Below are 13,868 nucleotides of genomic sequence, written 5' to 3'. Positions count from 1 at the left end.
CCTTTGATATTTATTGTTCACTTAACCCCTTGGGGAACTGCAAGGCCAAGACCTTTAGCAATTCGTGTGCCATAATCAGGATCCGCTTTAAAGAAATGCTGAATCTGGCGAATCTTAATTTCTTCTTTTTCTACTGGCTTCATGGCTGCAACAATGTTTGCCACAAGACGAGAGCGTTCCTCTTCACTCATTAAACGGTATAGATCACCGGCTTGTGTGTAGTGGTCATTATGATCATATGCAACGCTTTCAGCTAAACCGGATACAGGGTATGCAGCCTGCTTATGCTCAGGTGCTTCTGTTGGTCCTCCAAAGCTGTTTGGCTCGTAATAAACAGAACCGCCGCCGTTGTTGTCAAAGCGCATCTGGCCGTCACGCTGATAGTTTTGCACTTCATTTTTAGGACGGTTGATTGGCAGCATCTGATGGTTTGCACCTACGCGGTAGCGGTGTGCATCATGGTAGGCAAACAGACGGCCCTGAAGCATTTTATCAGGCGACACATCAATTCCGGGTACCAGAGTTCCAGGTGAGAAGGTTGCCTGCTCTACTTCAGCAAAGTAGTTTTCGGGATTTCTATTGAGAACCATACGTCCTACTTCGATTAATGGGTAATCTTTTTGTGACCATACTTTGGTGACATCGAACGGGTCGAAACGGTACGTATTTGCATCCTCAAGAGGCATAATTTGTACACAAAGCTTCCAGGAAGGGTAGTCTCCATTCTCAATTGCATTGAATAAGTCTTCCGTATGGTAGTCCGGATTTTCGCCAGCTATTTTAGCTGCAGCTTCAGGACTGAGGTTTTTAATACCTTGCTCTGTTTTAAAGTGATATTTCACCCAGACGCCTTCGCCTTTATCATTAACCCACTTGAAGGTATGGCTTCCAAAACCATGCATATGTCTTAAAGTTGCAGGAATACCGCGGTCGGACATTAAGATGGTTACCTGATGAAGTGATTCTGGTGACAAGGACCAGAAATCCCAAACAGCAGTCGGGTTTTTCAGATGTGTCTTAGGATCACGCTTCTGTGTATGAATAAAGTCAGGGAACTTGATGGCATCCCTAATAAAGAATACAGGCGTGTTGTTTCCTACAAGATCGTAGTTTCCTTCTTCTGTATAGAACTTAACAGCAAAGCCGCGCGGATCGCGTACTGTATCAGCAGAGCCCAGTTCACCCGCAACAGTTGAAAAACGGACAAACAAAGGCGTTTTCTTACCTACCTTTGATAGAAATGCAGCTTTAGTATATTTAGTGAGGTCATTTGTAACTTCAAAATAACCATGTGCACCGGCACCTTTAGCATGAACAACACGCTCGGGCACACGTTCTCTATTAAAATGGGCGAGTTTTTCCAGCAGGTGTACATCCTGAATCAGTGTTGGCCCTCTTGAGCCTGCAGTCATTGAATTTTGATTGTCGCCAACCGGCGCGCCCCAGCTTGTAGTCAGATTATTCTTTTTTGTCATTCAAAAATCACCTCATAAAAGTTTAATAACTTGCTTATGATCTCAATGATAACACTTCTCAAAGTAAAATCAATACTTTTTTATAATAATTATAAATAAATATAAGTTATTAGGAAATATACGCTTTAATAAAGGCAGCAGAAAGCTTGTTTGAAAAGGCGTTACTATATTTATATTTTCGTTTTTTCCTAAAAGAACCTGTTTTTCGAAAGAGGGGAGAGGGAGGAGGGGAACTGAAACACAAAAAAACGGACGGTTTGGACCGCCCGTTTTTTTAGCTGATATTTTCCCTTATGATTGGCATGCTCATGCATCTTGGGCCGCCACGGCCTCTTGAAAGCTCTGAGCTGAGAATTTCGATGACTTCAACCCCATTCTGCCGGAGGACGTCGTTTGAGACATAGTTTCGATCGTATGTCACAACAACACCAGGAGAAATTGCGAGTGTATTGGAGCCGTCGTTCCATTGTTCACGAGCCGATGCAATCGGGCAGCCACCTCCACAAGGGATTAACACCAATTCATTAAGATGAAGCACTTCTTTCAATGTTTCTTTTAGTGAGTTTTTCTCTGTTATTCTAAGCCTATCAGAATTATTCTCCTGTTCCAGGATGTAAATCTTCATACTGCCATCTCTGTCTTCAATAGCAGGGTGGTAGGTGAATTTATCATGATCAATCATAGTGAAAACTGTATCCAGGTGCATGAATGCGCGAATCTTAGGGATTTCAACTGCCACAACCTTTTTAATGGCATCCTGTCGGGAGAATAACTCCCGTGCAAGTTTTTCAATCCCTTGTGCAGAAGTTCTTGCACTAACACCGATGGCGACCACTTCTTCACTTAAAATCAGCTCATCTCCGCCTTCAAGAGAGTACAAATCATCACGCTTAAAGTAAGCAGGAATCTCATGTTTATTAAAACGCGGGTGATGATTCATGATGCAGTCCATAAAAATGGATTCCCTTCTCCTGGCAGGCTCATGCATTCGATTAATCGTAATGCCCTCACCTATAACCGCAGCCGGATCCCGTGTAAAATAGAGGTTCGGCATCGGGTCCAGATAAAAAGGGTAATGGTCCGGCATCATTTCATGAAGATGAATTTTCTTATCCTGATCAATATCCGATTTAACAACACCAGCCATCACTTTCTTAACCAGTTCATCAGGCGAAAGAGATAAGAGAAACTCTTTCACTGTTTCGTAGGATCCATTAATATTTTCCAGACTTTCCCTTAAGACCTTTTCAATAAACGCCAATCTTGGCTCGTCTTCCTGTATGGATTCTGTCATTAATTTATCGAGATATAAGACTTCAATTCCGCGGTTGCTTAAAATATTGGCGAAATAATCATGTTCTTTTTGAATGGCAGGCAAAAATGGAATGTCATCGAATAAAAGTCTTTTCAAATATTGGGGTGTGAGATTTTCTATTTCCTTACCCGGCCTATGCAGAAGGACCGTCTTTAATTCTCCTATTTCTGAAGTTACATTTAACGGATGTTTCATTATAATAAATACCTCCAAAGGCTTATCAGCCTGACCTATTGTTCTATTTATGATTGGTTCCCTGTGCAGTCATAGAGTAAACAGATCAATTAGGTGTATATTTATACAATCGCGCTTAATATGCAGTAAATTTTTTCGGAATAATAGGGGAAACTGATTATTGAAATTCTAATAGAAAATCTGTCCTTCATAAGTGTACAAATTAAAAAAATGTGTTAAAGTATTAATTGAAAAAACCTTTACATAGCTGTATTTGTTTAATGAAATAATGTCCACTCTAAAAATACAGTTGTATATGAGTTGGCGACATTCAATAAAAATGTACTGGGGGATACTGATATGACCAGCAAAATTTTAGATGCTTTTTTACAGGAAAACCTGGAGGATTTAAAAGATAGAGGACTTTACAACGTAATCGATCCTCTTGAGAGCCCAAATGGACCTACAATTAAAATCAGCGGAAGAGAACTAATCAACCTTTCATCCAATAACTATCTTGGCTTGGCAACTGATGAAAGACTAAAAAAGGCCGCAAATGAAGCAATTGAAAAATATGGGGTTGGAGCAGGTGCGGTCCGTACAATAAATGGAACGCTTGAACTTCACACAAAGCTTGAAGAAAAACTGGCTGAGTTCAAACATACAGAAGCAGCTATTGCATACCAGTCTGGATTTAATTGTAACATGGCAGCTATTTCTGCTGTCATGGATAAAAATGATGCCATTTTGTCTGATGAGCTGAATCATGCCTCCATTATTGACGGATGCCGTTTATCCAAAGCGAAGATTATTCGTGTAAACCATTCTGATATGGAAGATTTAAGAGCAAAAGCAAAGGAAGCGAAAGAATCCGGATTATATAACAAAATTATGGTTATTACGGACGGTGTCTTCTCGATGGATGGGGATGTAGCAAAACTTCCAGAGATTGTAGAAATTGCAGAAGAGTTCGATCTCATCACTTATGTGGATGATGCCCATGGTTCGGGTGTTCTTGGAAAAGGAGCAGGCACTGTTAAGCACTTCGGCCTTTCCGACAAAATCGATTTCCAAATCGGCACACTTTCAAAAGCGATTGGAGTTGTTGGGGGATATGTTGCCGGTAAAAAAGATTTGATTGATTGGCTGAAAGTACGCAGCAGACCATTCCTATTCTCCACATCTTTAACACCTGCAGATGTTGCAGCAAGCACGAAAGCTATTGAACTGCTAATGGAAAGCACAGAACTGAATGAAAAGCTATGGGAAAATGCCAACTACCTTAAGGACGGGCTGCAAAAATTAGGCTTTGATATTGGCGACAGCGAAACACCAATTACTCCATGTATTGTTGGGGATGAAGTAAAAACACAGGAATTCAGCAAAAAGCTCAATGAAGAAGGCGTTTATGCAAAATCAATCGTCTTCCCGACTGTCCCTAGGGGAACTGGCCGTGTCAGAAACATGCCATCTGCAGCGCATACGAAAGAAATGCTGGATCAGGCCATTGCAATTTATGAAAGAGTTGGCAGGGAAATGGGTATTATTTAAGTTCGTTTAGATATAGAAACACAATTAAGGCAAAGAGGAAACGTTGGAGGAATATGATGAAACGGATTATGATAACTGGAGCTTTAGGTCAAATCGGCTCTGAACTAACCTTGAAATTAAGAGAAATCTATGGAACGGATAATGTTATTGCAACAGACATCAGAAAAAATGACTCTGAGGCTGCCAATTCAGGACCATTTGAAATGGTTGACGTTACAGATGCAAAATCAATGCTGGATACAGCTAAGAAGTATAATGTAGATACAGTTATTCATATGGCTGCTCTATTATCGGCTACAGCTGAGGCTAACCCTGTATTTGCATGGAATTTAAATATGGGCGGGTTAATGAATGCACTTGAAACTGCAAGAGAGTGCAATGCACAATTCTTTACGCCAAGCTCCATTGGCGCATTTGGGCCTTCAACGCCTAAAGACAACACTCCACAGGATACTATTCACCGCCCAACTACGATGTATGGAGTGAATAAGGTTGCAGGCGAATTGCTTTCAGATTATTACTATCACAAGTTTGGCGTGGATACTAGAGGCTTAAGGTTTCCTGGGTTAATTTCCTATGTAACTCCTCCAGGGGGCGGAACGACTGATTACGCAGTTGAGATTTATTATGAAGCCATAAAAAATGGCCGCTACACATCATACATCGACAAGGGCACATATATGGATATGATGTATATGCCTGATGCGTTAAATGCCATTGTTGATTTAATGGAAGCTGATGCAGATAAACTGATCCACCGCAACTCCTTTAATGTAACTGCCATGAGTTTTGAACCTGAACAGATTGCAGCTGAGATCAGAAAGCATATTCCTGGATTTGAAATTTCATATAAAGTGGATCCTGTGCGCCAGTCGATTGCAGACAGCTGGCCGAATTCAATTGATGCTTCTGCCGCTAAAGAAGAGTGGGGATTTAAAGCTGACTTTGATTTAGCTAAAATGACTGCTGACATGCTTGATAAATTAAGAACTAAATTATGATAAAGTAAAAAGGGACAGCGGCTGGCTGTCCCTTTTATAATTTAATATTGAAATGTTCACGGAGAAACGCCTCTTTTTCCTCCTGGGTTAGTTCATATTTTTCTTTTGTGCCTTCTTCAGATTTGGTGACTGTTAATCCTGAGAGCGTAACACGGCCTTTCTTTGTCGCAATAGTAGCAAGGTCACCATGTGTAAAATGGGATTCAGGTGAAGTCTGATTGAAAGAACAGGCATCATCAAAATCAATCAGCTGCCTTGGCTTATCTGAAAAACGGTAAAGAATTCTCCATTCATCATTTTCGAGCCTTTGAAGATCATATATACCTCCCGCCACTCCGATCCTGTAAGTTCCGCTTACATCTGTTTTTTCCTCACCTGTTAATGGCAATGGCTGCCTGACAGAATCTCCAAATCCAACATCCACTAAATAAGGAACTCGGTTTAGATAAACCAATATGGCTGCATGGGAATCTTCTCTGACCCATCCATTCGGCTTTTTGACAGTGCAAGATATAAGATGCGAATGAAATCCAAGTTCTGACAGAAGCTGCTGAAAAAGACCGTTTAATTCATAGCAAAAGCCTCCCCGGCTTCTTTCGAGAATTTTTTCATAAAACACATTCGTGTCAAGCACAATGGGAATTTTTCTAGTTACATCCAAATTCTCAAAAGGAATATTGTGCATATGACTGCTCTGAAGTTCTTTCAAAAATTCAAGCCCCAGTTCACGTTCATCCGATACGCCAATGCGTTTTAAGTATTTTTTTGTATCCATAAGATCACTCCATATTATTATTGGTTTAGAAAAAACCAGTTTGCAGTAAGGAAGCAGTTATACTAAAATGTCATTATATTAACATTTTAGCAAATTACACACGGGGGTTAAAAAATATGACTTACGAAGTAACTGTTGAATTTTGCATGATGTGAAACTATGCACCAAAAGCCGCGAGTTTCGCGGAAGAACTCTTCACACATTTTCGCTCTGAAATCACAAAAATGGAACTGGTTCCAAGTAAGGGCGGAGCTTTTGAAGTGACAGTAAATGGAGTTAAGCTATATTCTAAGCTTGATACTGGCATTTTTCCAAAAACGAATGCCATTATTGAAAAGATGCAGGGATAAACTGCCAAACCTTCTCCAAGTGGAGAAGGTTTTTTTCTGAACCATAACAATATTATGTAAACAAAGGGTAAAAGGCTACCTCATTCTCAGTATTTCAATTGATGATTATATCTCTATTGCATCCCGGACCCGCTTCATTTTTATTTATGAAAATCTCTAATACCTCATTTGCAAAATCTGCACTTACCTTTTTATTTATAACTGAGAAAGGAAGCTTAACTTTTCGCATACACGGCTGGCATCGCAGGCTTACTTCTGTGTCATCTATTTTAGCAGCCTTGATGATTACGCTGTCTTCTTTTAAGGAAACGGTTACATCTTTAGATGCACATCCCGTTAAAAGGGCCTCAACGATTATCTGCGCCTCCGTGTCGTATAAGTCGATGCGGAATGTGATCTGATCCAAATACGAGGAAAGCGGGTCCAGGTAAAAATCCTCCATCCATTTTTCCAATTCAGCCAAATTAAACGGATGGAATTCTTCCTTTTTGTTCAAATTCAAAACCCCCTTGTTTCATTCTATAGTATTCATTTCATGCAAAATAGTGAAAAATGATATAATAACGGGGCAAATGCTGGAGGGATTTTATGAAAAGTATAGTCAGAAATATTTCACCGGTGCACGAACTGCAAAAAGACCGGCGTTTTACTCTTTTAATGAAACAGTATGAGCTTGACTTTATACATACAACCAACATGCTGAAAGAGGTAATCTCTGATATAAGGAATACGATTCTTGCCGGGAAATGGACCGGTGAGGAGCCGGGTACGGAAAAGTTTACAGATCTTATATTTCAAAAATCAGAAGAGGTCATTAAAGCTCGTTATGGATATACCCTTAAAAGGGTTATTAATGCCACTGGCACTATTCTTCACACTAATCTTGGCCGGGCGCGGTTAAGCAAATCTGCAGGAGATCATATGCTTGAAGTTGCCATGAACTATTCCAATTTGGAGTATAGCCTGGGTGAAGGAGAACGGGGATCCAGGCATAGTCACCTGGAAAATCTGATCAAAGAGCTTACAGGTGCAGAAGCAGCTATGGCAGTCAATAATAATGCTGCTGCTGTTTATATCATACTAAGAGCCCTGGCGGCAGAAAAGGAAGTTATCGTTTCACGCGGTCAGCTTGTTGAAATCGGAGGCTCCTTCAGGGTATCAAGCATAATGGAAGAGAGCGGGGCCAGGCTTATAGAAGTCGGAACTACGAATAAAACCCATCTGGAAGATTATGAAAAAGTGATAAATGAAGATACAGCCATGCTTATGAAGGTGCACACGAGCAATTTTAAGATTATTGGTTTTACGAAAGAAGTTGGCACAGAAGAACTTGCCCGCTTATCAAAAGAAAAAAACCTGATATTTTATGAAGATCTGGGAAGTGGTGCACTATTTGATTTCAAAAGCAAAGGAATCGGAGATGAACCGGCAGTCAGCGATGTGTTAAAAATGGGGGCAGATATCGTTTCTTTTAGCGGGGACAAGCTTTTGGGAGGTCCCCAGGCAGGCATTATTGCCGGAAGGAAGGACTTAATCGAAAAGCTGAAAAAACATCAGCTGGCCCGTGTTCTCAGAGTTGATAAAATGACAATTGCTGCTCTCGAAGGCACGCTTATTGATTACTTAAAAGGAGAAGAGGGTCTTCGAAATATTCCGGTAGTCCATGATTTGCTGGTGACCAGTGATGAACTTAAAGTGAGAACAGCTCAATTCCTTAACAAATTACAAGCTGCCGGAAACGATTACGATTGTTCAATGAGAGAAAATACAGGGCGGGTAGGAGGAGGCACGATGCCAGAAGTAGAGCTTTCGTCCTGGATTGCCGTTTTAAAGCACAGACATTATTCAGCAGATCATATCGCACGCCAGTTAAGGATTGATTCCTCCATAATCGTCAGGATTCAAAAGGAAGAAGTTCTGATTGATCTGCGGACAGTAACTGCCAGTGAAGAGGACACCATTATAAACGCCTTAAACGCTATTTAATTTAAAGCAGCTGCCTGATGAGGAGGCAGCTGCCTTTTCTTTATATTTACATGTCATGGTGTGAATTATGTTTTTGTCTGGTGTGGTTGCGGTTTTTTACTTTCTTTGAACCGCTTAATGGTTCAGGCTGTCCATCATTGTTATGTCCTTTAGGTGCATTTTTTCGCATGTCTTTGCCATTGTTTTTGTTCAATTGAAGTCCTCCTCGGGATAATAGGATGTTTCTACCGCTCCAGGCAGCTGATATCCTGCCGTCTTAATGAAAAAAGATACAGGGTGAAATTCACCCTCACCTCATGTGTTAGTTTGTCTCTTTTCCATTGAAATTTGCCTTGCAAATTGTGGCTGAATATCAAGACTTCCTGCTGTGTGATTTGCGGAATATTTTTAGATGCTATTGCGCAATTTAATGGTACAAATTTTATTAGGAGTGAAAAAGTATGCCATATCATAAAGATAAACAGCAGGCATTTCAGGCTGCACAGCAGGGGATGGAAGATGCACAGGAGCTTTATGCTGAAATTGTAAGAGACTCCGCAAGTTACGGCCATCAGCTAAAACATCTTAAGCAGGAAGTAAATGAAGCATATGCTCAAATTGAAAATGCTATGGAAGTTGCATCTGACCATCAGCGTGCACAGCTGGAGAAATTCCAGCAAGATTTAAGGTCCATGGTTGAGGATGTAAACCAATACTAAAAATGTACCCGGCTGCAGTTCAGCCGGGTATTATCATTTATTGATTCTTCTTGCGTTTTTTATTATTTTGCTTTTGCGCTTCTGTTAATGGTTCATTGGCATATTCCTCATTATATCCCGCGCCCATGCCCTGTCCTTTGGCAGCGTTCATACCCTCAATAATATGATTAGACTTTCTTTTAGCCATAGTCAATCACCTCCCTGGTACTATTTTTCCTTGGATATTGTCAATTTATGTTGTTTTTTAGGACAAGCAGAATTCCTTTTTCGTTTTTGCAGAATAATAACTAAGTAATAATGGAATTTCCTTACTAATTGAAAAATACTTTCAATTACACCGTTTAAGAGGCTTTATGAGGTAAATAAAAATTTATGATAAGAAAAACTTATCAAAAACAATAACTTTCTTGTTATTTACTTATATAGCAGGTTGTATTAATATAGGAATTGTGAGAAAAGTAAGGATGGATGAAAATTCAAACTTTTCGACAATTACCTAACACTTGGTATATGATGTTTATTGAAAGAGGGGGTAATACATTTGGCAAAGAACGATGTGTTCAATTCCCGCAAATCCTTTGATCTGGACGGGAAGCGCTATCATTACTATCATTTAGGTGCTCTGGAAGAAGCTGGAGTAGGTAAGGTTTCAAAACTGCCATATTCTATTAAGGTATTATTGGAATCAGTACTTCGTCAATACGACGGCCGTGTAATTACAAAAGAGCATGTTGAAAACCTGGCAAAATGGGGAACTTCTGAAGTAAAAGAAGTAGATGTTCCTTTTAAACCATCACGTGTAATTCTGCAGGACTTCACTGGAGTTCCGGCAGTAGTTGACCTTGCTTCATTGCGTAAGGCAATGGCTGACATGGGTGGGGATCCTGACAAAATTAATCCTGAGAAGCCAGTTGATCTGGTTATTGACCACTCTGTACAGGTAGATAAGTATGGAACACCAGATTCACTTGAAGCTAACATGGAGCTTGAGTTTGAGCGAAATGCAGAGCGTTACCAATTCTTGAGCTGGGCACAAAAAGCATTTGACAACTATCGTGCAGTTCCGCCTGCTACAGGTATTGTTCACCAGGTAAACCTTGAGTTCTTAGCGAATGTTGTTCATGCACTTGAAACAACTGAAGGCGATTACGAAACTTTCCCTGATACTCTTGTAGGAACTGACTCCCATACAACCATGATTAACGGTATCGGCGTTCTTGGATGGGGTGTAGGAGGCATTGAAGCTGAAGCAGGCATGCTGGGCCAGCCTTCATATTTCCCTGTTCCTGAAGTTGTAGGGGTAAAGCTTACTGGTGAGCTTCCTAACGGAACAACAGCTACTGACCTTGCATTGAAAGTAACCCAAGTACTGCGCAGCCAGGGTGTAGTTGGCAAGTTTGTAGAATTCTTCGGCCCTGGTGTCACACAGCTTCCATTGGCTGACCGTGCTACAATTGCTAACATGGCACCGGAATACGGAGCGACTTGCGGATTCTTCCCTGTTGATGCGGAAGCTCTTGATTACATGCGCCTGACTGGACGTCCTGAAGAGCAAATTAAGATTGTAGAAAAATACTGCAAAGAAAATGGAATGTTCTTTGATCCATCTCTTGAGCCAGTATATACAAATGTAGTTGAAATCAATCTTTCCGAAATCGAAGCGAATCTCTCAGGTCCTAAGCGTCCGCAGGATTTAATTCCGCTTTCAGCTATGAAAAAGGAATTCAATGATGCGATTACTGCTCCACAAGGAAACCAGGGCTTCGGCTTGGATAAGAAGGAAATCGACAAAGAAATCACTGTTGAATTTGCAAATGGAGATTCAACCAAGATGAAAACGGGTGCAGTTGCTATTGCAGCAATCACCAGCTGTACAAATACTTCAAACCCTTACGTTTTAGTTGGGGCAGGTTTAGTGGCTAAAAAGGCAGTTGAACTTGGAATGGAAGTTCCTAAGTTCGTGAAAACTTCCTTGGCTCCGGGATCTAAGGTTGTTACTGGATACCTGCGTGATTCAGGACTTCTTCCATACATGGAACAGCTTGGATTTAACCTTGTAGGTTACGGCTGTACAACATGTATCGGAAACTCAGGTCCATTAAGAGAAGAAATCGAAAAGGCTGTAGCTGAAAGCGATCTTCTTGTAACATCTGTTCTTTCCGGTAACCGTAACTTTGAAGGACGTATCCACCCGCTTGTAAAAGCTAACTACCTGGCTTCACCGCCATTAGTAGTCGCGTATGCACTGGCAGGAACAGTCGATATCGATCTTCAAAAAGAGCCAATCGGAAAAGACAAGAATGGCAATGATGTCTTCTTTAACGATATTTGGCCATCTACTGCTGAAGTAAATGAAGTGGTTAAACAGACCGTTACACCTGAATTGTTCCGAAAAGAATATGAACATGTATTTGATGACAACGCACGCTGGAATCAAATTCAAACAAGCAATGAGCCTTTATATTCATTTGATGACAACTCAACATATATCCAGAACCCTCCGTTCTTTGAAGGCTTAACTCCTAATGCTGATGAAGTTAAACCTTTATCAGGATTGCGTGTTGTCGGCAAGTTCGGTGATTCTGTAACAACTGACCATATTTCTCCGGCAGGTGCGATCGGCAAAGATACGCCAGCAGGAAAATACCTCCGTGAGAACGGTGTAGAACCACGTGATTTTAACTCTTATGGATCCCGCCGCGGTAACCATGAGGTTATGATGCGCGGTACATTTGCGAACATCCGTATCCGCAACCAAATTGCACCAGGCACAGAAGGCGGATTCACAACTTACTGGCCTACTGGCGAAGTTACATCTATCTATGATGCTTGCATGAAGTACAAAGAAGATGGTACTGGCTTAGTTGTTCTTGCCGGCAAAGACTATGGAATGGGATCTTCCCGTGACTGGGCTGCAAAAGGTACGAACCTGCTGGGCATTAAAACAGTTATTGCTGAAAGCTATGAGCGTATCCACCGTTCTAACCTTGTTCTAATGGGTGTTCTTCCACTTCAGTTCAAGGAAGGCGAAAGTGCAGAAACTCTTGGCTTGTCAGGAAAAGAAACAATCGATGTTCAAATCGATGAAAATGTTAGACCACGTGACTTTGTTAAAGTTACAGCTACAGATGAAAACGGCAACCAGACTACATTCGAAGTTCTTGTCCGTTTCGATTCTGAAGTTGAAATCGACTACTACCGTCATGGCGGAATCCTGCAAATGGTTCTTCGTGATAAATTGGCTAACTAATTTAACCTGCCGCTATGTGCTTGCTCACATAGCGGTTTTTATTTACAATATACAGGCTCAGATATCTTAAATGGGGGGCTGAAGTTGGGTGCTTTTTTGGCTGGACCATTAATAGTGAAGTATGAATGGGTATTGATCCTGCTCTCATGTATTATTGCTTTTTTTACGATAGCAATAGTATTTAGAGACAACGCGGAATTTAAAAAGATCTTTCAGAATGTCCTATTCAATTCAATTCTTATCAGCTTTTTTACTTATAAATTTAGTTTAATTCTTTTTCAAACAGAAAGTATTATAACCAGCCCTTTAAGTATTTTATATTTATCAGGAGGAAGCAAAGGAGCCACTTTAGGGTTTTTATTTTCACTTATCTATTGGGTTAGGGAATTTAAAAAATACAATTATCCGCTCAGAAATTGGCTAGATGGAATTGTTTACGGATCTGTCACATTTATGCTGTCTTACTGGCTGCTCAGGACCTTATTATTTTTGCTTTTCTAGGTTAAAATACAATTGAGTAAGCAAAAGGCTTGAATAGCTGGGAGGGAAAACAGCATGTTCAAAAAAATGTTCGCAGCTTCTGTGTTATTAATTATTATTACCGCTATTTTTGCTGTACAGGCGGTTGAAAAAGATGAAGTTGAAAGCCATCCAGTTAATCAAACAGGGTTAGCGATTGGCTTGAAAGCCCCAGACTTTGAATTGAAGAATCTTCAGGGGGAAACAGTAAAACTCTCAGATTTTAAAGGGAAAAAAGTGATGTTAAACTTTTGGGCGACATGGTGTCCTCCATGCAAAGCGGAGATGCCTGAAATTCAGAAATTTTACACCCAAAAGGGAGACGCTGTTGCTATATTGGCAGTTAATATTGATCCTCAGTCGGATGTGGCAGGCTTTGCTGATAAAATGCGTGTGAACTTTCCAATTTTACTCGATGTGGACGAAAAAGCCTCTAATGATTATCAAATAATAACGATACCTACCACTTTTTTTATTGATGAAAAAGGGATTATCCGGAATAAATATTTAAGTGCGATGTCCCTGGAACTAATGAACCAGTATATAGAAGAAATGTAGAAAAACATTTGCTTAAAGCAGATGTTTTTTTATTTAGGTTTATCTCAAGCTAATAGGGGGAAATTTACAATAGGACTAATGTTTTCTGAATATTTAAGCATTACTCATGAACCAAATGAACTTTTTTCACATAGGTTGGGTATATGCGGATTAAATTTTCAAAAAGTTGTAATAATTTAAAGGGTTTCTGGAGATAATTATTGTTACAATGTTATT

13 protein-coding genes are annotated in these 13,868 nt (G+C 40.3%); 7 read left to right on the top strand and 6 right to left on the bottom strand.

The window, feature by feature from the left end; genetic code table 11:
- Positions 1-17: 17 nt before the first annotated feature.
- Positions 18-1,475, bottom strand: a complete 1,458-nt coding sequence (katA, locus tag AC6CHU_RS16350) for a catalase KatA (RefSeq protein ID WP_159867244.1) — start codon at positions 1,473-1,475, stop codon at positions 18-20.
- Positions 1,476-1,749: 274 nt separating this feature from the next.
- The gene (gene arcA, locus AC6CHU_RS16345) at positions 1,750-2,985 is read right to left on the bottom strand and encodes an arginine deiminase (protein WP_159867247.1); all 1,236 of its coding nucleotides are present in this window, start codon (positions 2,983-2,985) and stop codon (positions 1,750-1,752) included.
- Between the two features lie 339 nt (positions 2,986-3,324).
- On the opposite strand from arcA, the gene AC6CHU_RS16340 reads away from it, so the two are divergent.
- Positions 3,325-4,515 carry a glycine C-acetyltransferase gene (locus tag AC6CHU_RS16340; protein WP_159867250.1) on the top strand — a complete coding sequence of 397 codons (1,191 nt, stop codon included), beginning with the start codon at positions 3,325-3,327 and terminating at the stop codon, positions 4,513-4,515.
- Positions 4,516-4,571: 56 nt separating this feature from the next.
- Complete coding sequence (locus AC6CHU_RS16335) at positions 4,572-5,516, top strand: L-threonine 3-dehydrogenase (protein ID WP_159867533.1); 945 nt, start codon at positions 4,572-4,574, stop codon at positions 5,514-5,516.
- Between the two features lie 34 nt (positions 5,517-5,550).
- On the opposite strand, the gene AC6CHU_RS16330 is transcribed toward AC6CHU_RS16335, so the two are convergent.
- On the bottom strand, positions 5,551-6,291 hold the full coding sequence (locus AC6CHU_RS16330; RefSeq protein ID WP_159867253.1) for an arylamine N-acetyltransferase family protein: 741 nt from the start codon (positions 6,289-6,291) through the stop codon (positions 5,551-5,553).
- 116 nt (positions 6,292-6,407) lie between these two features.
- Here AC6CHU_RS16330 and AC6CHU_RS16325 point away from each other — a divergent pair, with 116 nt between their 5' ends.
- Entirely contained in the window at positions 6,408-6,641 is a 234-nt protein-coding gene (locus AC6CHU_RS16325; RefSeq protein WP_483863865.1) for an Rdx family protein, read from the top strand.
- Between the two features lie 94 nt (positions 6,642-6,735).
- Here the strand turns inward: AC6CHU_RS16325 and AC6CHU_RS16320 are convergent, their stop codons facing one another.
- On the bottom strand, positions 6,736-7,137 hold the full coding sequence (locus tag AC6CHU_RS16320) for an Hsp20/alpha crystallin family protein (protein ID WP_159867256.1): 402 nt from the start codon (positions 7,135-7,137) through the stop codon (positions 6,736-6,738).
- Between the two features lie 92 nt (positions 7,138-7,229).
- Between AC6CHU_RS16320 and selA the strand changes: the two genes are divergently transcribed.
- Positions 7,230-8,627, top strand: a complete 1,398-nt coding sequence (selA, locus tag AC6CHU_RS16315; RefSeq protein WP_498122332.1) for an L-seryl-tRNA(Sec) selenium transferase — start codon at positions 7,230-7,232, stop codon at positions 8,625-8,627.
- Between the two features lie 46 nt (positions 8,628-8,673).
- On the opposite strand, the gene AC6CHU_RS16310 is transcribed toward selA, so the two are convergent.
- Complete coding sequence (locus AC6CHU_RS16310; RefSeq protein ID WP_009334725.1) at positions 8,674-8,820, bottom strand: small acid-soluble spore protein P; 147 nt, start codon at positions 8,818-8,820, stop codon at positions 8,674-8,676.
- Positions 8,821-9,067: 247 nt separating this feature from the next.
- Here AC6CHU_RS16310 and AC6CHU_RS16305 point away from each other — a divergent pair, with 247 nt between their 5' ends.
- Positions 9,068-9,325, top strand: a complete 258-nt coding sequence (locus AC6CHU_RS16305; RefSeq protein ID WP_159867262.1) for a hypothetical protein — start codon at positions 9,068-9,070, stop codon at positions 9,323-9,325.
- A gap of 37 nt (positions 9,326-9,362) precedes the next feature.
- Here the strand turns inward: AC6CHU_RS16305 and sspO are convergent, their stop codons facing one another.
- Positions 9,363-9,512: a small acid-soluble spore protein SspO gene (sspO, locus tag AC6CHU_RS16300; protein ID WP_061790826.1), complete on the bottom strand. Its 150-nt coding sequence runs from the start codon at positions 9,510-9,512 to the stop codon at positions 9,363-9,365.
- Between the two features lie 354 nt (positions 9,513-9,866).
- Between sspO and acnA the strand changes: the two genes are divergently transcribed.
- Positions 9,867-12,575 (top strand): aconitate hydratase AcnA, encoded by a 2,709-nt coding sequence (gene acnA, locus AC6CHU_RS16295; RefSeq protein ID WP_159867265.1) that lies wholly within the window; start codon positions 9,867-9,869, stop codon positions 12,573-12,575.
- A 555-nt stretch (positions 12,576-13,130) separates the two neighbouring features.
- On the top strand, positions 13,131-13,652 hold the full coding sequence (locus AC6CHU_RS16290) for a peroxiredoxin family protein (protein ID WP_251283783.1): 522 nt from the start codon (positions 13,131-13,133) through the stop codon (positions 13,650-13,652).
- The last annotated feature ends 216 nt before the right edge of the window (positions 13,653-13,868 follow it).

This window comes from Cytobacillus sp. GQ23 (assembly GCF_059758675.1).
The sequence above is the reverse complement of the archived record's forward strand: the minus strand, read 5'-3'. Positions and strand labels throughout refer to the sequence as shown.